The organism is Serratia sp. CY52157 (assembly GCF_052168495.1).
GTDB lineage: Bacteria > Pseudomonadota > Gammaproteobacteria > Enterobacterales > Enterobacteriaceae > Serratia > Serratia ureilytica.
On record NZ_JBJNMO010000001.1, the window covers coordinates 1,538,696 to 1,559,330 of the forward strand.

Here is a 20,635-nt window from a genome sequence, read left to right on the forward strand (position 1 = left end):
ATAAATAGCAATAGCGTAAAAAACAGCGCCACTAAATTTCAATGAAATATCAATTCCCACCAACGCCATTTAATAATTAACGTCGGCAATATCCAAACCAATGACCAGCCGTAACTTATCTGCTCCCATCTTTTTTGGCTGACGGAAGTTTTGATACAAGTCGCAAGGACACGGTCATGCCTTCCAACTGGTAATGCGGGCGCAAATAGAAATGCGCGCGGTAATAACCCGGATCGTCTTCCACATCCTCAACGCGCACCTCGGCGGCGGCTAATGGACGACGCGCCTTGGTCGCCTCGGTCGAGACGGAAGGATCGCCATCGACGTAGTTCATCAGCCAGTCATTCAGCCACAGCTGCATATCGTCCCTGGACCGAAAAGAACCGATTTTGTCGCGCACGATGCATTTCAAATAGTGCGCGAATCGGCACGTGGCGAAAATATAAGGCAAGCGCGAAGACAGCTTGGCGTTGGCCGTCGCGTCGGGATCCTCGTATTTCGCCGGCGCGTGCATGGTGCAAGAACCGATAAAAGCGGCGAAATCGGAATGCTTGCGATAGACCAGGGGCAAGAACCCGGCGTCGGAAAGCTCTTGCTCGCGCCGATCGGAAATGGCCACTTCCGTCGGGCACGTCAGTTCATATCCGCCCTCATCGGAAGGAAACGCGTAGGCGGGCAGTTCTTCCACCGAGCCGCCGGATTCGATGCCGCGAATCTTCGAACACCAGCCGTACTCATGGAACGCGCGGTTGATGTTGACGCCCATCGCATACGCCGAGTTGGCCCAGGAAAAATCATCATCCACATCCGGCCTGACAGACTCCTCGAAAGCGAACTCTTCGATCGGGTTGGTTTTCGCCCCATAAGGCAAACGCGACAGGAAACGCGGCATCGTCAACACCAGGTAACGCGAGTCGTTGCTTTCGCGCAGGCGGCGCCAGGACGCATATTCCGGCGTGGTGAAAATCTTGCCGATATCCCGCGGGTTGCCCAGTTCGTTCCACTTGCTCATCTGCAGCAGCGACGGCGACGCGGCGGAAATGAACGGACAGTGCGACGCCGCGGAAATTTTCGCCAGCTCGGTCAGCAGCGTGACGCTCATCGGGCTGTGATCGAATTCAAAATCGCCGATGATGCAACCGAAAGGCTCGCCGCCGAACTGACCATATTCCTGTTCGTAAATCTGTTTGAACACCGGGCTTTGATCCCAGGCGGAGCCCCGATAGCGGCGCAAATTGCGCGTCAGCTCATCCTGACTGATGTTCAACACCCGGATCTTGAGCGTTTCGCTGACGTTGGTGTTATCGACCAGATAACTCAGACCTTGCCAGGCGGACTCCAGCTTCTGGAACTCCTTGTGGTGCAAGATATTGTTCATCTGTTGCGAAAGCTGTTCGTCGATCTGGGCAATCAACGATTCAATGGTCAATACGACATCCTGGCTGACCTTGACCTTGCCTTTATTGGCATATTCGGACAGCGTGCCGATAGCCCGACGAACCGCTTCCGAAGCCTCGTTCGTTCTGGGCCGGAATGAACGCTTGAGCAAACCGTCAAGCTCATTTTCCGTTTCCTGCGTTTCAACTTCAGCGACTGCCGTAGCCTGCTGCTTAGCCGAATAGCGTCGTTGCCTCGCTCTCATTCCTCATCTCCTTTATTGCCGGAATCCTGCACATCCTGTTCCGCATCCGCGACCGTTTTACGCGCATCCGTCACCAAACGATGCAGAAAATCGGGTTTCTCCAGCAGATTCTTCACCACTTCTTCCGCGCTGGATTTACCATCCATATAGGTGATCAGCTCCGTGAGATGCTCCCGGGCTTCAAGCAGGCGTTGCATCTGCGGAACCCGTTTGGCGATGGCGCCAGGCGTGAAGTCATCCATCGATTCAAACTCCAATTCCACGTCCAGCAACGCATCGTCTTCGCTCAGGGTGTTCTCTACGTAAAATTGCAGACGAGGCTTGATGGCGCGCATGCGATCGTTGAAGTTGTCCTGATCAAAGGTCAGGAATTTCCGCTCTTCGATCGGCAGCAAAGGCTTTTTCCGATGCCCAGAGAGATCGGACATGACCCCCGTAACAAAGGGCAACTCCACTTTCTTTTGTGAACCGTAAAGCTCTACGTCATATTCAATTTGCACGCGCGGCGCGTTATTTTTACCGATAAATTTCTGAGAGCTTGAGTCCTTAGCCATTGGAAAACTCCTTTGTGATAAAAATTACTTCCCGGACAATTGATTTAACGAGGCCAGAGATTCCGGCAAAAGCTCCTCAACAATCGTCGCGAAGTCCATACCGATCATTTTTTGTGAACGTCGAATAAGAATGGGGGCCGGATGGCTGGGCTCATAGTTTTGGAAATAGTCCAAAACCTGATCCAACAGCAAGATGACATCCTGCCGGGAACGGATATATTTGCCGGGCATGGCGACAGGCGCGTCAGCATCCGGCGAGTCAATCTCCGCGTCATCCCGTTCAGCCGGCAATTCCTGCTGTTCCAGTGAAGCCAGCTGGCGGTTGAACTGTTTCAAATAGTCGCGCACCTGCCGGCAGTCCAAACGATAATCTTCGGCCTGCAGATTGGCGTAATTCTCGACGCGCTCCAGCGCATCGATTTCCAGCGCCAATTGCTCTTTCAGCGAAGGCAGATTTCTGCCGGCAAAATAACTGTCGGCTTGCCCCAGCACCTTTACCACCTCCGAAAAATGCAGGCTTTTGCCTTCCTGCTCGTCAAGTCGCATATTCAGCAGCTCGTCGGTGGTTAACGGCGTGTCGGGAAAAATCTTGCTGTTCTTGATTTCGTGCAGACAGGACGATGTGGCGAGCCACCCTAATGCGGCCGCATGAAAGCTGTCCGATGAGGGTTCCATATCCGCCTGAGGGAAAATGGTGGCGCCCTCCTCGGCATATTTGGCGTCAATATCCTTAATGCCCTGGTAGAAGGCCGAAAAACCGTCGATATGAAGATTGGCACGCATAAACCACAGCACGACATGTAAATCGAAGCACTGTTCCAGCAACGCGGCAGACTGCTCGCGAATGGCGTGCCAATTGATATCACGCGCATTGTCTACGGCATTAAGCGGATCGGTTTGGCTGTCATATTCCGAAAGCGTGAATTCAATTTCACTGTATCGTGGATCAAATTCGACGCCATTCACTTCCGTTGAGATGACTTCATTCATGGCCTGATATCCTTTTCAATCAGCACTAGAAACATAAAGCCTAATAAAGCGGGCTTTTACGTTCGCCAGTCTTTCCCAGAGTCCTTTTAGCGTAAGTTAGTCGTCACCAAGCTCGCAAATTGTTTAGATGTATTAATATTAACAACAATAATAGATTGAACCTATCAATAGAATCGCAGTGATCGGTTTAAACTATTTTACATTTACATATTTATTTTTTCCTTTTAAAATCAATAAATTGCAAACGATAATTATGCAAGCTAAGAATAGGAAAAAAATCAAAAACTGCCCTAAAAACAACGTTTCATCCTTGGTAGGATAATTCCAGTAATACCACTGGATACAAATAATTTAATTAGCAAATGATAACCACGGTAAATAGTGAAATTTTTTCATAAAACCATGACAGCCAGTCGTTTCTTGCAAGCGGGTAGCACGCAATGATCAATAGAAAACGATGGCAGTGTGACTTTCATTTCCAGCACTCAGTACTTACACATGCGAAACCTGGTGTGAAAATAAACAATTTGGCGAGAGTTTTGATTATTAATTTTAAAGCTAAAGCACAGATTAACATTCCGCCGTGGTGCACCGAATACCTATTGGTACACAAACAGCCTGGTGGATAAAGTATCGTTCTTTTATAGTTAACTCAGGGTAATGATCAGAATAATTTAAGATTCAATTCCCCTTCATGTGTGTTCTCATACGTCTTACCGCGGCAAAAGCACCACTGCGGTAAAGGGTCTCGCAGACTAAAGTGGCATTAGAGATATCATTTACTATAACCGCGAAATAACCACGTAAGCGCTGCAATGACAGTAACCGTGTTAAGACCAGCGATCTGTTCCATATACAAGAAATGTTTCCCTAACTGATAAGACCACTAATTTGATACTAGCAAAGGCAAACCCAATATCAAGAAAAAATATTATTTTTTTAATAAAAAAATAACAAATCAATATACATAAAACAAACAATTCAATAACTTAAAACAGCGCTGAATCGATTACTTTTACGCCAGGAAAAATAGTTCATGGAAATTTACACCCACTCATAACCCCCTCAGTCAATCTCACTCATTCTCTTCGGCATTGAATTGTCATCAAAAAATAAGAAAATCTATAAAAATAAAACCCGCCACTGGCCGTGCGCCCCACAGGATCAACTTTCGCAAGGCAAAATAAGCAAGATAATTCCCAATAAAAAGGCCGTAAAAAAGCCTTAATGATTTAGCGGTTCAAAATAAAAATAAAGGTAACTCTATTGGGTGATTAAAGCGAAAACGCGCACCTTTTCATTGCTGCAAAAAAACCTTATGAATCTTTACGTTGCCTGTCCTTTGACAATCATTGATGAAAACGCAAATCAGGTAGCCAACACATACAGAAAAGAGATGGGCTACGCGGCGGGCCAACCCTGCCGATGACTTTTCTCATCCCCGGTTCGGCCCGTGCGCACAGGTTATTCCGCCTAAAAATCAGGCCGCATCGCTGGCCTCGTCCGGCGATTTAACGCCAAGCCCGCCGTTTTCCTGATCCAGAACAGCTTTCGCATTCATTCGACTGATATATTGATTGAAAATCATTCCTATTCAGGAGAAAAAGCCATGGTTAAGTCACTCAATGCGGCATTCACTCGCTTTTTTGACCACCCGGACGCAGGCAAATTGGCGCTCAGGCTAACCTTCGGCGGGCTGATGCTGTTTCACGGCGTCGCGAAAATTCAGCATGGCGTCGGCTGGATCGCCGATGCGTTACAACAACAAGGGCTGCCCGCCTTCATCGCCTATGGCGTATATATTGGGGAGATCCTGGCGCCGATACTGATCGTTTTGGGGCTGTTCACCCGCCCCGCCGCAGGGGTTTACGCCCTCACGCTGGTGGTGGCGTTTTTGATGGTAGGCACCGGCAAGGTCTTCACCGTCACCGACGTCGGCGCCTGGGGCATTGAAAACGAACTGGTGTTCTTTATGGGTGGGGTCGCCATACTGCTGCTGGGCAGCGGGAAGTATGCCATCGCGCGCAATGAAGCCTATCGATAAACCGCGCTATCAATAAGGAGGTTTCTGGTCTGAGCCTCCTCTTTATCTATAACGGCCATTAACGGTCGGCCAGCCGGTAAACCGGTACCTTGCGCGTCGTGCCGGTCAGGGTGTCGAAAATCTCCGTTTCCGCTGTCACGATCGTCATGCCGGTTTTTCTTAGCCTGCGCACTTCGGCGGCGATGCGCTGTATGCCGAACCAGAACAGTCCGTCCAGCGCCGTGACGCGCAGCCCCTGCTCCAGCGCCAGCTTAAGCCGCTCACGCGGCGCCTTGAGCGCCTTGGCGATTTCACGGTAGGGCAGCGCGTCCACGCCCGACGCCGAGGTTCGGTGAATGCGGGTCGACAGACCGTATTGGAAGGCCTCGGGCACGTCGCTTAAATCGCTCTTCAGGCTGTAAACGCAGCCAAAGCGCTTGCCGTTGAACACCACATTTTTTTGACTGATCGACAGCTCATCGCGCAGGCCGGCAATCAGCTGCGGCGCCCGCACCAGCAATAAGCGAAACGGCAATTCGAAACTGGTCACATAGTCCACGTTGAGCAACGCAATGCGCAGGCGCTCTTCCGCGCCCGCCTGCGTCTGGCGACACTCGTTCAACACCTCGCTCCACTGGCGCGCAAGCCGCGGGGCTTCATCCAGCGGCGCGAAATGGTATTTCTCGATGTGGTAGTCGATTCTTTCGTTCATGTCCGTTGGCCCCCGCGTCAGTCATCATGCCCTCAGCAAATTACCTTACCCGCAGCCCACAATACAACACCGCATCGCGCCGCAAGATGCGGAAAAAATCGGGCGCATACGCCCCCTGCGCGCTCGCTCAAGGTGAGTCGTGCAACAGCAGCGATATCTCTTCGGCGGCCGAGCGCAACAAAGGCAGGTGGTGCTGGTGCAAACGCTCTGCGGAAACCTGACCGGCATGCACGCCGACGTTCAACGCCGCGGCGATGCGGCCGTCCGGCGTGGTGAGCGGCACCGCCAGTGAACGCAGGCCAATCTCCAGTTCCTGATCGTTGATGGCATATCCCTGCTGACGCACTCGCGCCAGCTCTTCCCGCAATGCGCTGACGCTCACCAGGGTATGGCTGGTGTAACGCAGTTGAGTCAATCGCGCCAAATAGTCGTTCAACGTCTCACTGGCGAGCCCGCTGAGCAGCACCCGCCCCATCGACGTCGTGCTGGCGGGTAAGCGACTGCCGACGTGCAAATCGATGGTCATGATCCGCGAAGTTGATGCGCGGGCGATATAAAGAATGTCATCGCCGTCCAATATGGCCATGGAACAGGACTCATTGAGCGTCTGGCTGAGTTGCCTCAACACCGGCTGCGCGGCGTTGGCCAACGGCGAAGCCCCCAGCCAGTTGTGACCCAGCGACAAGACGCGCGGGCGCAGCTCATAATTTTTGCCGTCTTCCGCGTACACAAAGCCCAGCTTACTCAGGGTGTAAAGGCAGCGGCGCACCGCCGCGCGCGGAATGCCGGTACGCTGGCTAATCTGCGACACCGACATCAGCCGCCGCTGCGGCGTAAAAGCCTGCAGGACCTCCAATCCTCGCGCCAAAGAGGCCATAAAGTCGGGATCCCCCTTCCAGGGATCGGTGCTGCTGCGCGTAATTTCCTGTTCTTTTTCCATTCTCGTTACCCCGCTGTCTGCCTGAAATATCGGTGTGCTGACGATCACACCTGCGAATGCCCATTAAAGAATAGCCGATAATCGCACACTTTTTCGATAATCGGTATTGTTTGCCTGAAAGGGACGATCTACTTTTCCCATTGACGATAAACACTCCCCCGGCGGGCGCCGAATGAAAGGAACAACAGATGATCGATAAAAGTGTGGCCACCCTGGAAGACGCCGTGTCCATCATTCCGGACGGCGCGAGCATCATGATTGGCGGCTTTGGCCCCGCGGGACAGCCGCTGGAACTGATCGATGCGCTGATTGAACACGGTGCCCGCGAGCTGACGGTAATCAGCAATAACGCCGGCAACGGCGACAGCGGCCTCGCGGCGCTGCTCAAGACCGGCTGTGTGCGAAAGATGATTTGTTCCTTCCCGCGCCAGGCCGATTCGTGGGTCTTTGACGACCTTTATCGCCGCGGCGCGATCGAACTGGAACTGGTGCCTCAGGGCAACCTTGCCGCCCGCATGCAGGCCGCCGGCAGCGGGTTGGGCGGCATTTTCACCCCAACCGCCTTTGGCACGCCGCTGGCGCAAGGCAAAGAAACGCGTGAAATCGACGGACGGCATTACGTGTTTGAAACGCCCTTAAAGGCGGATTTCGCCTTGATAAAGGCCCATCGGGGTGACCGCTGGGGCAATCTGGTTTACCGCAAAGCGGCGCGTAATTTTGGCCCGGTGATGGCGATGGCCGCCGCCACGACGATAGCGCAGGTCGCTGAATTGGTGCCGCTTGGCGCACTGGATCCGGAAAACGTGATAACGCCGGGCATCTTCGTCCAGCGCCTGGTGGCGGTGGCGCACCCCGCGACCTTTTCCCTCTCTGCCTGAGGAGTCATAACATGCAAAAATTAACCCGCGACCAATTAGCCCAACGGGTAGCGCGCGATATTCCGGAAGGCGCCTACGTCAACCTCGGGATTGGGCTGCCGACCCGCATCGCTAACTACCTGCCCGCCGACAAAGAGGTGATTCTGCACAGCGAAAACGGCCTGCTCGGCATGGGGCCGTCACCCGCGCCGGGCGAAGAAGATCCGGAACTCATCAACGCCGGTAAAGAACTGGTGACCTTGCTGCCCGGCGGCAGTTATTTCCATCACGCCGACTCTTTTACCATGATGCGCGGCGGCCACCTCGATATCTGTGTGATGGGGGCATATCAGGTCTCGGCTGCCGGCGATCTGGCCAACTGGAGCACCGGCGCCGAAGACGCGATCCCGGCGGTGGGCGGCGCCATGGATCTGGCCATCGGCGCGCGCAAAGTCTATGTGATGATGGACTATCTGACCAAGACCGGCGAATGCAAGCTGGTGGAACAGTGCAACTACCCGTTGACCGGGTTGGCCTGCGTCAGCCGCATTTATACGGATATGGCAATCATTGATATCACCCCGGACGGCCCGCAGGTGCGGGAGCTGTGTCCGGGGCTCACCTTTGACGCGCTGCAAGCGTTAACCCCGATACGTTTACTGCAATCTGACTTGATCCCCGCTTGAGGAAATCGCCATGCAACAGGCTTTTATCTGCGATGCCGTTCGTACGCCATTCGGCCGTTACGGCGGCGCATTATCCGCGCTGCGCGCCGACGATTTGGCCGCTCTGCCCCTGAAGGCGCTGCTTGCCCGACTGCCGCAGTTGGATCCCCACGCCATTGATGACGTTATTCTGGGGTGCGCCAACCAAGCCGGTGAAGACAACCGCAACGTGGCGCGAATGGCGCTGCTGTTGGCCGGATTGCCCCACACCGTGCCGGGCACCACCCTCAATCGCCTGTGCGGTTCGGGATTGGACGCGGTAGGCATGGCGGCGCGCGCCATTAAATGCGGCGAAGCGGAGGTCATCATCGCGGGCGGCGTGGAAAGCATGTCGCGCGCGCCCTTTGTCACAGGCAAAGCGGACAGCGCCTTCAGCCGATCGCTGAAAATGGAAGATACGACGATGGGATGGCGCTTTATCAACCCGCAGATGCGCGCGCGGTTCGGTGTCGAAACCATGCCTGAAACCGCCGAAAATGTGGCTCGCGATTTCGCCGTCAGCCGCGCCGATCAAGACGCCTTTGCATTGCGCAGCCAACAGCGCACCGCCCGCGCTCAGGAGCTGGGCCTGTTTGATGAGGAACTGATCGCCGTCAGCATTCCGCAACGCAAAGGCGAGCCGCTCAGCCTGGTTCGCGACGAACATCCCCGCAGCACTTCTTTGGCCGCGCTGTCCGCCCTGAAAGGCGTCGTGCGCCCCGAGGGGAGCGTCACCGCCGGCAACGCCTCGGGCATCAACGACGGGGCCAGCGCCCTGCTCATTGCCAGCGAACGCGCGGCGGTGCAGTATGGACTCGCCCCGCTGGCGCGTGTGGTCGGCATGTCCGCCTGCGGCGTAGAGCCGCGCATCATGGGTTACGGGCCGGTTCCCGCGGTCCGCAAAGTGCTGGCGCAAACCGGTTTGAGCCTGGCGCAAATGGACGTCATCGAGTTGAATGAAGCCTTTGCCGCCCAGGCGCTGGCCGTGACGCGCGCTCTGGGACTGCCGGATGACGCGGAACAGGTCAACCCTAACGGCGGCGCTATCGCGCTGGGGCATCCCCTGGGGGCATCCGGCGGCAGGTTGGCCATGACCGCCGCTTATCAACTGCGGCGCACCGGCGGGCGTTTTGCCCTGTGCACCATGTGCGTCGGTGTCGGGCAAGGCGTCGCCTTGATTCTGGAACGGATATAACGAATGTCTCTCTATAGCGCAATGTTTATGGCTTCGCCATTAACGCCCTGCTTCAGCGACACGGCGCTGCTGCAGGGCATGCTTGATTTCGAAGCCGGTCTGGCGCAGGCCCTGGCGTCTGCAGGGATTACCGATGACGCGTCCGCGAAGATCATACGCAGCCACTGCCAGGCGGAAAAGCTCGACGCCGCCGCGCTGACGCAGTCCGCCGGATTGGCGGGCAATTTAGCTATTCCCCTCGTCAAACAATTGACGGCGTTGGTGGCGCAAACCTCACCGGAAGCGGCGCGTTTCGTTCACTGGGGGGCGACCAGTCAGGATGCGATTGACAGCGGGCTGATGCTGCAACTGCGCAGCGCGCTCGATAAAACCGACGCGCTGCTCAATCAGCTGATTGCGGCGCTGACGGCGCAATGCCGGCGCCATAGCGCAACGTTAATGGTGGGCCGCACCTGGCTGCAACACGCTTTGCCAACGACGCTGGGGCTGAAGCTGGCCGGCACGCTGGACGCCTTGCTGCGCTATCGGGCGCGTCTGGCTGAAATGCGGCCACGCGTGCTCGCGTTGCAATTCGGCGGCGCGGCCGGCACGCTCGCCTCGCTCGGCGAACAGGGTGAGCGCGTTGAGCGGGCGCTGGCGCAAGCGCTGGCCCTGCCGCGCAGCGCCACGCCGTGGCATACCCAACGCGATCGGTTGTTGGAGCTGGCGAGTTGGTATGCCGGCCTGACGGGCTCGCTCGGCAAGCTGGCGCGCGACATGTCTTTGTTGATGCAGACCGAAGTCGCTGAAATCAGCGAGCCGTCGGCCCCCGGACGCGGCGGCTCCTCCACGATGCCGCATAAGCGCAATCCGGTACTTTGCGCCGCCATCCTCAGCGCGGCCAACCGTCTGCCTGCGTTGATGTCCGGATTGTATGCCGGCCTGGTGCAGGAGCACGAACGCGCGCTGGGCGGCTGGCAGGCCGAGTGGCAAAGCCTGCCGCAGCTCCTGGTGCTGAGCGGGGCGGCATTGGCGCAAAGCCTGGATCTCATTAACGGTCTGGAGGTGCATGAAGCGGCGATGAGGCGCAATCTGGCGCTGACGCAGGGGCTGATCATGGCTGAATCGGTTACCCTGGCCTTAGCCCCCTCCCTCGGCCGTCAACAGGCGCACCATCATATAGAACGGTGCTGCCGGCAAGCCCTGGCCACCCAGCAACCCCTGTTAACCCTTCTGTGCGCCGATGCGGAAGTCTCTTCCCGACTCAGCCGGGAAACCCTGGAAACCTTGCTCGATCCGGCCAATGCCACCGGCAGCACGCAGCGTTTCATTCAACAAGTCCTGGCGATGGCCGAGAGGGAGCAATCATGTTGAATTATGTCCTTGAGGGGCCTGAAAACGCCCCGGTTATTCTGTTTGGCAACTCGCTGGGCACCTCATTATCAATGTGGCAGCCGCAGCGCGACGCGTTCATCGCCCACTATCGCATTCTGCGCTACGACGTTGCCGGCCACGGCGACTCTGCGCCCGATGAACAGCCCGGCTCGCTGGCGCGACTGGGCGAACAGGTGCTGTCCCTGCTGGACACTCTGGCGATTGATCGGGTGCATTTCTGCGGCATCTCCATGGGGGGGCTGACGGGGTTATGGCTGGCGCGCTTTCATGCCGATCGCTTGCTGACGCTGACGATCGCCAATAGCGCCGCGAAAATCGGGGTGACGGAGCATTGGCGAGAACGCGCCGCGCAGGTGCGCCAGCGCGGCATGTCCGCCGTCAGCGATGGCGCGGCAGCGCGCTGGTTCACCCCGGCATTTTGCCAATCCGCCCCCGTCAAGGTGCAAACCGTCGTGCAACAGCTCACCGCCTGCGATCCCGAGGGCTATGCCGCTTGCTGCGACGCGCTGGCGACCGCCGATTTACGCGCCGAGCTGGCAGGCATCCGCGTTCCGACGCTGGTTATCGCCGGACATGAGGATGCGGTAACGACCGTCGACGATGCAAAAGCCTTGGCGGCAGGCATTCCCGACGCGCAATGCGTCATCCTGCCCGCCGCCCACCTGTCCAGCATCGAAGCCTGGCGGGCATTTAACCGCGCGTTCCGGGCCTTTTTGGATGAGCAGCTCACGCAGCGGCAACGTTATCAGCAAGGCCTGACGGTGCGCAGAGCGGTGCTGGGCGATGAGCATGTCGATAATACCCTCGCGGCGCTGTCGCCGCTCAACGAGGAGTTTCAGCATTTCATCACTCGCTACGCCTGGGGGGAAATATGGACGCGTCCGGGCTTGTCGCGCCATACCCGCAGCCTGATCACCATCGCGATGCTGATCGCCTTGAATCGCGAAGCTGAGCTGAAAATGCATATCCGGGCCGCCTTCAATAACGGCGTCACGCGTGAAGAGATCAAAGAAGTTCTGATGCATGCGGCGCTTTACTGCGGCTTACCCGCCTCGAACGCCGCTTTTCATCTGGCGCAATCCGTCTTTGCCGAACACGACGCCGGGCGGCGATCGGACGACTAGAAGACGCGGTTATACCGGCACATCCAGTACCCTTTGGCGCAGCGCAGCAATCAGGCGCTGCTGCTCAGGGGACGAGAGCGCCTCTTGCCGGGTAATGATGCCCAGCGGCTCGGCCATGCCCTGGGTAGGCAACGGCAGCGCACGCAGGTGATTGCTGAACAAGTCGTCACGCACCGCGCCGTAAGGCACCAGCCACACATAGCCATACTGTAGCGTCAGGCAGCGCGCCAGCGTGACCGACAACGTCTCGACGCACCCTTCCGGCACCGCCAGCCCGTGGCTGACAATGAGCGCCTCCGCATTCTGACGCGGCACGGTACCCCGCGGGGAGAGCACCAATGGCCAGCTCAACGCCTCCGCCAGCGAGACATCCGAATGCAACAGCGGATGATGAGGAGCAACCACCAGCCGCAGCGTTTCATGGTACAGCAGCTCGAAGTTGAGCCCCTCCATGCGGGAGGGGTCTGACATGCGCCCGATGCCTAACGTTAATTGCCCCGATCTCACCGCCATCATCAGCGCATCGTTGGCCAGCGTCGTAACCTGCATGCGCCAGCCGGGGGATTGCTGCTGCAACCCCACCACGACCGGCGCGACCAGGCTCACCAGCGTGGTGGGCAGCGCGCCGATATGCAGCGGCGCCGGCAGCGCCTCGCTGTCCGAGGCAAGCGTGCGCCCCAACACATTCAGCGCATCCAAAACGCGGCTGGCATCCTGCAGGAAACGCGTTCCGGCGGCGGTCAGTTCCGCCCCCTGCCGATTGCGCGAAAAAAGGCGCTCGCCGGCCAGGCTTTCCAGTTCGTTGAGCGTTTTAGAGAGCGCGGGCTGCGTGATGCCCAATTGCTGTGCGGCGCGCACCAACGTCCCCTGTTGTGCGGTAGCGACAAAGGCGTGCAGATGACGAAGGCGGATGCGTTGGCTAAAGCGAGAAGTCATGTTCATGATTTATAGTATTAACTTGCCGCCGGCGCGGCAAGCTCATTGTCAGGGCGAACGGAGGATCAAATATCAAAAAAAACGGTTTCGTTCTCGCCCTGTAACCAGATGTCGAAATGGTACACCGTCTGATCCCCGCGCTGCCGCCTTTGCGCCAATAACGTGCTGCGCCGTTTTTCCCACTCGATGAGATTCAACACCGGATCTTCGGCATTGGCCGCCTGTTCGTCGGCAAAGTAGAGACGCGTGTTCAACCCGATGTTGATGCCGCGGGCCACTATCCACAGATTGAGATGGGGCGCCATCAGCCGGCCGTCGCGCCCCGTCACGCGCCCCGGTTTAATCGTTTCGAATTGCCACAGGCCGCTGGTGAAGTCCGAACAGGTTCGCCCCCAGCCGCGAAACGCCGGATCGTCGGGCTTATCCAACTGGCCGTCGGCGGGGTGCTGATATCGCCCGGCGGCGTTGGCCTGCCAGACTTCGACCAGCGCGTCTCGAACCGGCGTGCCGGAGCCGTCATAGACATGCCCTTCCACCACGATGCGCTCCCCGCGCGTCTCCGGTTGCGTCAACACATGGGTAAAATTACGCTCGAAAATATCAAAGCCGGCGGCATGCGGCGCCAAACCGATGTGCACATAAGGCCCGGCGGTTTGCGAGGCCGTTTCAGACAAATACTTTTTCATCACGCGGCTCCCTGTGTACGGTTCTCAAACCACGTGGCTCGATGGCCCCGCAGCACCAGATCGAAGCGGTAAGCCAGACTGTCCAGCGGCACGGCGGCGTGCATATCCAGCTCGGCAATCAGCGTGCGCATCGCATCGTCACTGCCTACCGACTGCAAGATGGGGCAGCGAACGAGCAACGGATCGCCTTCGAAATACATCTGCGTGATCAAGCGCTGCGCGAACGCCTCGCCGGAGAGCGAGAAGTGAATATGCGCCGGACGCCAGTCGCTGACCTGATTGCGCCAGGGATACGGGCCCGGCTTGATCGTACGAAAACAGTAATACCCGTTGTCGTCGGTCAGCATCCTGCCGCAGCCGCCAAAGTTGGGATCGATAGGCGCCAGATACTGATCTTTCTTGTGGCGATAGCGCCCTCCCGCATTGGCCTGCCATACCTCGACCAGGGCGTTGCGCACCGGCGCCCCGAAGGCATCCCGCACAAATCCATGCACGATGATCCGCTCGCCGATCGGTAAGCCTTCTTTGGCGTAATTCAGAATCAGATCGTGATCCAGTGGGCCGATATCCGTTGGCGTGAAGACGGGGGCGGTCAGTTCAGACAGCGAGTTTTGCAATGAAATTAATGCATTGCGCGGCGACCGCAGCACGCTGGTTTTATACAGCGGCGCCAGCGCCGGCGGGTGATGACTGTAATCTCGATGCACCAGTTCTCGCGCCATCCAATCACTTTTCATCCCGGTATCCTTATTATTTGAGGGTACATGTCGTCAGAGTGTAGGAAGCGCAATATGTAAAAGTAAAGTGAGAAAAACGATCGCTTTATATAACAAAAAGTAATGGAATGTTCTGAATTGACGAAACATTTCATTTGGTCCATAACATGATTCAATTCCCGTCGGTGGTCCGCCTCGCTGCTGAATGGTCGCTTTCAGGTCATCCATGACCGCTTAACTGGAGGCAATGATGAAACGTTCTATCGCGACGGTCTCGGTATCGGGTTCGCTGCCGGAAAAACTGCGGGCTATCGCCGCCGCAGGCTTTGATGGCGTCGAAATTTTCGATAACGATCTGGTCTACTACCCCGGCTCACCGGCGGAAATCCGTGAATTGTGCGCCGAACTGGGCCTGGAAATTTTACTGTTCCAACCGTTTCGGGACTTCGAAGGAGGCCCGCGCGAAACGCTGGCGCAGAACCTTTCCCGCGCGGCGCGCAAGTTCGAAGTCATGCAGCAACTGGGCTGTTCTCGCATGCTGCTCTGCAGCAATGTCTCGCCCGACAGCAGCGAAGACATGGCCACGCAAGTGAGCGATTTGCGCGCGTTGGCGGAGTTGGCCGCCGAGTATGATATTACTGTCGGTTATGAAGCGCTGGCCTGGGGACGTCACGTGAATATGTGGCGCGACGCCTGGGCGCGCGTGAAGGCCGTAGATCATCCGGCGTTGGGGATCATTCTCGATAGTTTTCATATCCTGTCGCGCGGCGATAACCTCGATGGCCTCGAGGACGTGCCGCCCGAAAAAATCGTGTTTGTCCAACTGGCGGACGCCCCGCTGTTGAAGATGGATGTGCTCGCCTGGAGTCGCCATTTCCGCTGCTTCCCCGGCCAGGGGGAGCTGAATCTGACCCAGTTCATGACCCAACTTTCCGCGCATGGCTATCGCGGCGCCTGGTCGCTGGAGATATTTAACGATGGTTTCCGCGCCTCGCCGGTGCTCCCCACGGCCCAGGACGGTTTCCGATCGTTGTTGTGGCTGGAGGAGCAAACCTATGACTGGTTGGCCAAACAGCCTCTGCTGCCCAACGCCATGGCCTCGCTCATGGAACGTTCCTTATTCCATTCGCAGCCGCATCCGCCCTTGCTGGCGCTGGAGTTTATCGAATTTGCCGTCTCGCACAACGACGGGCTGGCGATGGGCCAATGGCTGACGCAGCTGGGATTGGTTCACGCCGGCGAGCACCGCTCCAAAAGCGTCGCCCTCTATCGCAACGGCAAAGTGAATGTCATTCTGAATGCCCAGCCGGAAAGCCAAGCGAGCGGCTATTATCACCTGCACGGCATTTCCCTGTGCGCCGTGGCGTGGCGGGTGCGCGGCGTAGCGCGTTTACTGCAACGGGCGCAAGACTACGGGTACGCCATCTGGCAAGGAGAAACCGGCCCCAACGAGCGGCAAATCCCCGCGCTGTGCGCACCGGACGGCAGCCTGATTTATCTGGTGGAAGCGGACGAAGATCCCAAGAACGATATTTATCACGCCGATTTTCATCTGACGCATCGCAGCGCGCCGCCGCCCGCGCTGCAAAGCATCGATCACCTGGCGATTGCGCTGGCTGATGAATCGAGCGGCAACTGGATCATGTTCCTGCGCAGCGTGCCGGGTTTTGTGCAGGACAACGAGTGGGAATTGCCCGATCCGCTGGGTTTGGTTCGCAGCCGCGTCTTGCGCAGCCCCAACGACGCCATCCGGCTGCCGCTGAATATGTCGGTGAGCCGGGAAACGCAAATCGCCCAGGCGCTAACCGCCTATCAGGGCGCAGGCTTGCAGCACGTCGCCTTTGGCTGCGAGGATCTGTTCAGCATGGTGAAAGCGGCGCAGGCGCGCGGATTAAAAACGCTGCGTATTCCCGATAACTACTATCACGATCTCAGAGCGCGTTTCGATCTGGACCCCGCTTTCCTCTCACAGCTGCAAGCGGGCAATGTGCTCTACGATCGAGACGATCAGGGCGGTGAATTGCTGCATGTCTACACCGTTCCCTATGAAAAAGGCCGCTTCTTCTTCGAACTTCTGGAGCGCCGAGGCGGCTACCGCGGCTTTGGGGCCGCCAACGCCCCGGTTCGGCTCACCGCCATGCGTTAATCGCGCGGGCCATCAAGGCCCGCCTGTTCTTCCATCTTACTGAAAAGGTTAATGATCGCGCTCACACTCTCAGTGGCCTCCGGCGCCGCCATTCTCACGGCAATCCCTTTTCATAACATGAAGTTAACACTGCCTCGTCATTCACCGCCGGCTCAGCTGTCCGATAAACGCACATTTTTTCGATTATCGCCGTTTAACGTCCGCCCAGGGGCTGCTTATAGTGATGACACTCAACTACTGCACCGGGAGCACCCCATGTCGGGAAACAACGCAATCAATGTTCGGGCGCTGATCGACGACCGCCCGTTAGGCAAATGGCAAAAGATGATCGTGCTGCTCGGCTTTTGCATCATTGCTCTGGATGGATTCGATATCGTTATCATGGGATTTATCGCGCCAGAGCTTAAGGCGGATTGGCAAATCACTAACCGCGAACTGGGGCTGGTGATCAGCGCGGCGCTGATTGGCCTGTCGCTGGGCGCGATGCTATCCGGGCCATTGTCAGACAGATTCGGCCGCAAAGTCGTCATCATCAACAGCGTATTCTTTTTTGGCGTTTGGACGCTGGTGACGGCGTTTTCTCAAAATATGGAGCAGATGATGTTATTTCGCCTGCTCACCGGATTGGGGCTCGGCGCCGCCATGCCGAATGTCGGCACCCTGGTGGCGGAGTTCGCGCCCGCCCGACGCCGCGCTTTCTTGATTACCGTGGTTTTCTGCGGCTTCACCTTTGGCGCCGCCTTGGGCGGATTCGCCGCGTCCTGGCTGATGCCGCGCTTCGGCTGGCATGCCGTGCTGCTGCTCGGCGGGATCTTGCCCCTGCTGTTCGCGCCCGTGCTGATGGCGGCGTTACCCGAATCGGTGTGTTTCCTGGTGGCGAAACGGGCAGATCAGGGCGGTATTCAGCGCATTCTGGCGAAACTGGCACCCGATCGCGATTTTCGACATTCTACCGTCGTTCTGCCCCCGCCGGGCCAGGTCTGCACTCATCCGGTTAAACTGGTGGTGAGCGCACGGTACCGCTTCGGCAGTTTAATGCTGTGGGGCGCGTATTTTAGCGCGCTGTTTCTGTACTACACCTTAGGCAGTTGGCTGCCGCTGCTGATTAAAGACAGCGGTTTCAACATCGCGCAAGCGGCGGTCATCACCGCGCTGTTTCAGGCGGGCGGGACATTAGGGTCGCTATTTTCCGGGTGGTTGATGGACAGATCCGAACCGCATCGCGCGTTGGCGTCGATTTATGGGTTGGGGGCGCTGTTCACTCTGCTGATGGGGATGGCGATGGGTTACCCCCTCCTGATGGGCGGCTGCGCGATGGCCATCGGGTTCTGCATCGGGGGCGCCAACACCGGCATGAACGCGTTGTCGGCCAGCTTTTACCCCACCGAAGCGCGGGCCACCGGCTCCAGCTGGATGCACGGCATCGGCCGTTTGGGCGCTATCTTAAGCGCGCTGGCCGGGGCTGAAATGCTGGCGCTCGGTTGGAGCTTCAGCACCATTTTCGCCGTCCTGGCGCTTCCCGCCCTGCTGACGGTGGCGATGATCGTCGCCAAGCGGCGTCATCAGGCGCGTCAAGCGACAGAGCATCAATATGCCGCCTATCTGGATGCGCGTTCGAATGATGTTTGATTGCGTCGGGAAATAATCGAGAACAAAGGGGAAGGCGTGTCGGCCTGCAGGGCCGGGGCGCTTTAACTGTGATGGGGATCGTTGAAAGATTTTTTCGTAAGTGATTGAATAATGGCGGAGAGAGGGGGATTTGAACCCCCGGTAGAGTTGCCCCTACTCCAGTTTTCGAGACTGGTCCGTTCAGCCGCTCCGGCATCTCTCCTGACAACGCTTGCTATCATGCCCGCTTTTACGGCATTTTTACAGCATTAGCATACCGCTGAACGTTCAAGTGACGACTTTACGAGCAACCTGATGATTAAATGGCCGTGGAAAGCGACTCAACCTTCTCAACCCGAGGCGGATACCCAGGCACAGTGGCGGGACGCGCTGGCGATCCCGCTGCTCTCGCCGCTGAATGAGCAAGAGCGGCAGCGGCTGGTGGCCGTCGCCGGGCAGATTTTGCAGCAAAAGCGCATCGTGCCGCTGCAGGGGCTACAGCTCACCTCGCAGATGCAGGCGCGCATCGCCCTGCTGTTCGCCTTGCCGGTGCTGGAGCTGGGCGCGGAGTGCCTCGACGGCTTCAACGAAATTCTGCTCTACCCCACCCCCTTCGTGGTGGAAGACGAATGGCAGGACGAGATCGGCCTGGTGCACTCGGGGCCGGTGGTGCAGTCCGGCCAAAGCTGGGAACAGGGGCCGATCGTGCTCAACTGGCAAGACGTGCAGGACTCTTTTGACCTTTCCGGTTTCAATCTGGTGATCCACGAAGCGGTGCACAAGCTGGATATGCGCAACGGCGGCGTCGCCACCGGCGTGCCGCCGATCCCGCTGCGCGAGGTGGCCGCCTGGGAACATGATCTGCACGCCGCGATGGAAAGCCTGCAGGACGAGATCGACATGGTCGGCGAAGAGGCCGCCAGCATGGATGCCTACGCCGCCACCGATGCGGCCGAGTGCTTCGCCGTGCTGTCGGAGTACTTCTTCAGCGCCCCCGAGCTGCTGGCCGAACGCTTCCCGGCGCTGTATCAGCACTTTTGCCGCTTCTACCGCCAGGATCCGCTGGCGCGCCTGCTGCGCGCCCAGGCAGAAAACGACGCGCAATGGGCTGATTGACAGGCTTATTGCTCAGATACCGAGCAGTCGCACCGCCTGGGGCAATTTAGCGTTGACACACCTGGGGCAGCTGGATATGATGCGCCCCGTTCACACGATTCCTCTGTAGTTCAGTCGGTAGAACGGCGGACTGTTAATCCGTATGTCACTGGTTCGAGTCCAGTCAGAGGAGCCATATTTAGAAAAGCCCGCTTAAGGCAACTTAAGCGGGCTTTTTGCTATGGGGCGTTTACAGCCCGCGCTTTTCCATCAGCAGCGCCAGATCGACCAACCGATTGGAGAAGCCCCACTCGTTGTCATACCAGGCGAGCACCTTCACCAGATTGCCGCCGATCACCAGCGTGGACAGGCCGTCGATGATCGACGAGCGCGCATCGCCCCGGTAGTCGCTCGACACCAGCGGCTCATCGCTGTACCCCAGGATCCCTTTCAGCGGGCCGGACGCCGCCGCCGCGCGGAACGCCGCGTTGATCTCCTCCGTCGTCGCCGGGCGTTTCAGCGTCACCGTCAGATCGACGATGGAAACCACCGGCACCGGCACCCGTAATGAGTAACCGGTCAGGCGGCCGTCCAGTTCGGGGATCACCTTGCCGAGCGCCTTGGCCGCGCCGCTGGAGTAAGGCACGATCGATTCCGCCGCCGCCCGCGCGCCGCGCAGATCTTTTTCCGGCTGATCGTGCAGCGCCTGGCTATTGGTATAGGCATGCGTAGTGTTCATCAACCCGTATTCGATGCCGAACGCCTGATGCAGCACCTGTGCGGCGGGCGCCAGCCCGTTGGTGGTGCAGCTGCCGTTGCTGACCACCTTATGCAGCGCCGGATCGTAGAGGTGATCGTTAACCCCCATCACCAGCGTGATGTCGTCATTCTTGGCCGGCGCCGAGATAATCACCCGCTTGGCGCCGCCGTGCGTGATGTGCACTTCCGCCTTGGCCTTGTCGGTAAAGAAGCCCGTCGCTTCGATCACCACGTCCACGCCCACGCTGTGCCAGGGGATCTCGGCGGGATCGCGCTGCGAAAACACCTGAATCGGCCGGCCGTCCAGCAGCAGCTGGTTGTCGCCGGCTTCGACCCTGGCGGCCAAGGTGCCGGAAAGCGTGTCGTATTTCAGCAGGTGCGCCAGCGTCTTGCTGTCGGTCAGATCGTTGATCGCCACCACTTCAAAATCGCTGCGCCCCAGCGCCGCGCGCAGCACGTTGCGTCCGATCCTGCCGAATCCATTAATGCCTACTCTCACCATGATGCACTCCTCGTTTTGGGCTTTGCCTCAACTCTAGCCCTGCCCCGAAGCGGCGTAAATGACGTTTACCGA

Annotated in this window: 18 protein-coding genes and 2 tRNA genes; 10 read left to right on the forward strand and 10 right to left on the reverse strand. The window is 58.0% G+C overall.

What is annotated here, in order from left to right; translation table 11 throughout:
- Positions 1-115: 115 nt before the first annotated feature.
- From tssC to ACJ8IP_RS07325, 3 genes are read right to left on the reverse strand one after another with little or no spacing between them, the layout of a single operon-like run.
- Positions 116-1,642: a type VI secretion system contractile sheath large subunit gene (tssC, locus tag ACJ8IP_RS07315; protein WP_033643662.1), complete on the reverse strand. Its 1,527-nt coding sequence runs from the start codon at positions 1,640-1,642 to the stop codon at positions 116-118.
- Entirely contained in the window at positions 1,639-2,196 is a 558-nt protein-coding gene (gene tssB / locus ACJ8IP_RS07320) for a type VI secretion system contractile sheath small subunit (protein ID WP_033643663.1), read from the reverse strand. Before tssB ends, tssC begins: the two co-directional genes overlap by 4 nt.
- A gap of 24 nt (positions 2,197-2,220) precedes the next feature.
- Positions 2,221-3,186: an ImpA family type VI secretion system protein gene (locus ACJ8IP_RS07325; protein ID WP_033643664.1), complete on the reverse strand. Its 966-nt coding sequence runs from the start codon at positions 3,184-3,186 to the stop codon at positions 2,221-2,223.
- Positions 3,187-4,795: 1,609 nt separating this feature from the next.
- Here ACJ8IP_RS07325 and ACJ8IP_RS07330 point away from each other — a divergent pair.
- Positions 4,796-5,230 (forward strand): DoxX family protein, encoded by a 435-nt coding sequence (locus tag ACJ8IP_RS07330; protein WP_442524346.1) that lies wholly within the window; start codon positions 4,796-4,798, stop codon positions 5,228-5,230.
- A 58-nt stretch (positions 5,231-5,288) separates the two neighbouring features.
- Here the strand turns inward: ACJ8IP_RS07330 and ACJ8IP_RS07335 are convergent, their stop codons facing one another.
- Together ACJ8IP_RS07335 and ACJ8IP_RS07340 are read right to left on the reverse strand one after the other, a co-directional pair.
- Complete coding sequence (locus ACJ8IP_RS07335) at positions 5,289-5,921, reverse strand: helix-turn-helix domain-containing protein (RefSeq protein ID WP_033643666.1); 633 nt, start codon at positions 5,919-5,921, stop codon at positions 5,289-5,291.
- Between the two features lie 127 nt (positions 5,922-6,048).
- Positions 6,049-6,861 carry an IclR family transcriptional regulator domain-containing protein gene (locus tag ACJ8IP_RS07340; protein ID WP_033643667.1) on the reverse strand — a complete coding sequence of 271 codons (813 nt, stop codon included), beginning with the start codon at positions 6,859-6,861 and terminating at the stop codon, positions 6,049-6,051.
- A gap of 188 nt (positions 6,862-7,049) precedes the next feature.
- On the opposite strand from ACJ8IP_RS07340, the gene ACJ8IP_RS07345 reads away from it, so the two are divergent.
- From ACJ8IP_RS07345 to pcaDC, 5 genes are read left to right on the forward strand one after another with little or no spacing between them, the layout of a single operon-like run.
- Complete coding sequence (locus tag ACJ8IP_RS07345; protein WP_033651809.1) at positions 7,050-7,739, forward strand: 3-oxoacid CoA-transferase subunit A; 690 nt, start codon at positions 7,050-7,052, stop codon at positions 7,737-7,739.
- Between the two features lie 11 nt (positions 7,740-7,750).
- On the forward strand, positions 7,751-8,404 hold the full coding sequence (locus tag ACJ8IP_RS07350) for a 3-oxoacid CoA-transferase subunit B (protein ID WP_442524347.1): 654 nt from the start codon (positions 7,751-7,753) through the stop codon (positions 8,402-8,404).
- 10 nt (positions 8,405-8,414) lie between these two features.
- Entirely contained in the window at positions 8,415-9,617 is a 1,203-nt protein-coding gene (gene pcaF / locus ACJ8IP_RS07355; RefSeq protein ID WP_047574595.1) for a 3-oxoadipyl-CoA thiolase, read from the forward strand.
- Positions 9,618-9,620: 3 nt separating this feature from the next.
- Positions 9,621-10,970, forward strand: coding sequence for a 3-carboxy-cis,cis-muconate cycloisomerase (locus ACJ8IP_RS07360; protein ID WP_442524348.1), 1,350 nt, complete (start codon positions 9,621-9,623; stop codon positions 10,968-10,970).
- The gene (gene pcaDC, locus ACJ8IP_RS07365) at positions 10,961-12,115 is read left to right on the forward strand and encodes a bifunctional 3-oxoadipate enol-lactonase/4-carboxymuconolactone decarboxylase PcaDC (RefSeq protein WP_442524384.1); all 1,155 of its coding nucleotides are present in this window, start codon (positions 10,961-10,963) and stop codon (positions 12,113-12,115) included. Before ACJ8IP_RS07360 ends, pcaDC begins: the two co-directional genes overlap by 10 nt.
- A gap of 9 nt (positions 12,116-12,124) precedes the next feature.
- Here the strand turns inward: pcaDC and ACJ8IP_RS07370 are convergent, their stop codons facing one another.
- The 3 genes from ACJ8IP_RS07370 to pcaH are packed head-to-tail and all read right to left on the reverse strand — an operon-like array spanning position 12,125 to position 14,474.
- Positions 12,125-13,057, reverse strand: coding sequence for a LysR substrate-binding domain-containing protein (locus ACJ8IP_RS07370; RefSeq protein ID WP_028128141.1), 933 nt, complete (start codon positions 13,055-13,057; stop codon positions 12,125-12,127).
- A 59-nt stretch (positions 13,058-13,116) separates the two neighbouring features.
- Positions 13,117-13,737, reverse strand: a complete 621-nt coding sequence (gene pcaG / locus ACJ8IP_RS07375) for a protocatechuate 3,4-dioxygenase subunit alpha (protein ID WP_016927159.1) — start codon at positions 13,735-13,737, stop codon at positions 13,117-13,119.
- Entirely contained in the window at positions 13,737-14,474 is a 738-nt protein-coding gene (gene pcaH, locus ACJ8IP_RS07380) for a protocatechuate 3,4-dioxygenase subunit beta (RefSeq protein WP_442524349.1), read from the reverse strand. Before pcaH ends, pcaG begins: the two co-directional genes overlap by 1 nt.
- Positions 14,475-14,703: 229 nt before the next feature.
- Between pcaH and ACJ8IP_RS07385 the strand changes: the two genes are divergently transcribed.
- Entirely contained in the window at positions 14,704-16,599 is a 1,896-nt protein-coding gene (locus tag ACJ8IP_RS07385) for a bifunctional sugar phosphate isomerase/epimerase/4-hydroxyphenylpyruvate dioxygenase family protein (protein ID WP_033651815.1), read from the forward strand.
- A gap of 255 nt (positions 16,600-16,854) precedes the next feature.
- Positions 16,855-18,228 (forward strand): MFS transporter, encoded by a 1,374-nt coding sequence (locus ACJ8IP_RS07390; protein WP_046687396.1) that lies wholly within the window; start codon positions 16,855-16,857, stop codon positions 18,226-18,228.
- 112 nt (positions 18,229-18,340) lie between these two features.
- On the opposite strand, the gene ACJ8IP_RS07395 is transcribed toward ACJ8IP_RS07390, so the two are convergent.
- A tRNA-Ser gene (locus ACJ8IP_RS07395) sits at positions 18,341-18,430 on the reverse strand.
- Positions 18,431-18,522: 92 nt separating this feature from the next.
- Between ACJ8IP_RS07395 and mtfA the strand changes: the two genes are divergently transcribed.
- Positions 18,523-19,323 (forward strand): DgsA anti-repressor MtfA, encoded by an 801-nt coding sequence (gene mtfA, locus ACJ8IP_RS07400; RefSeq protein ID WP_033651816.1) that lies wholly within the window; start codon positions 18,523-18,525, stop codon positions 19,321-19,323.
- Between the two features lie 99 nt (positions 19,324-19,422).
- Positions 19,423-19,498: transfer RNA gene (locus ACJ8IP_RS07405), tRNA-Asn, on the forward strand.
- A gap of 54 nt (positions 19,499-19,552) precedes the next feature.
- Here ACJ8IP_RS07405 and gap read toward each other — a convergent pair.
- Complete coding sequence (gap, locus tag ACJ8IP_RS07410) at positions 19,553-20,563, reverse strand: type I glyceraldehyde-3-phosphate dehydrogenase (protein WP_442524350.1); 1,011 nt, start codon at positions 20,561-20,563, stop codon at positions 19,553-19,555.
- Between the last annotated feature and the right edge of the window lie 72 nt (positions 20,564-20,635).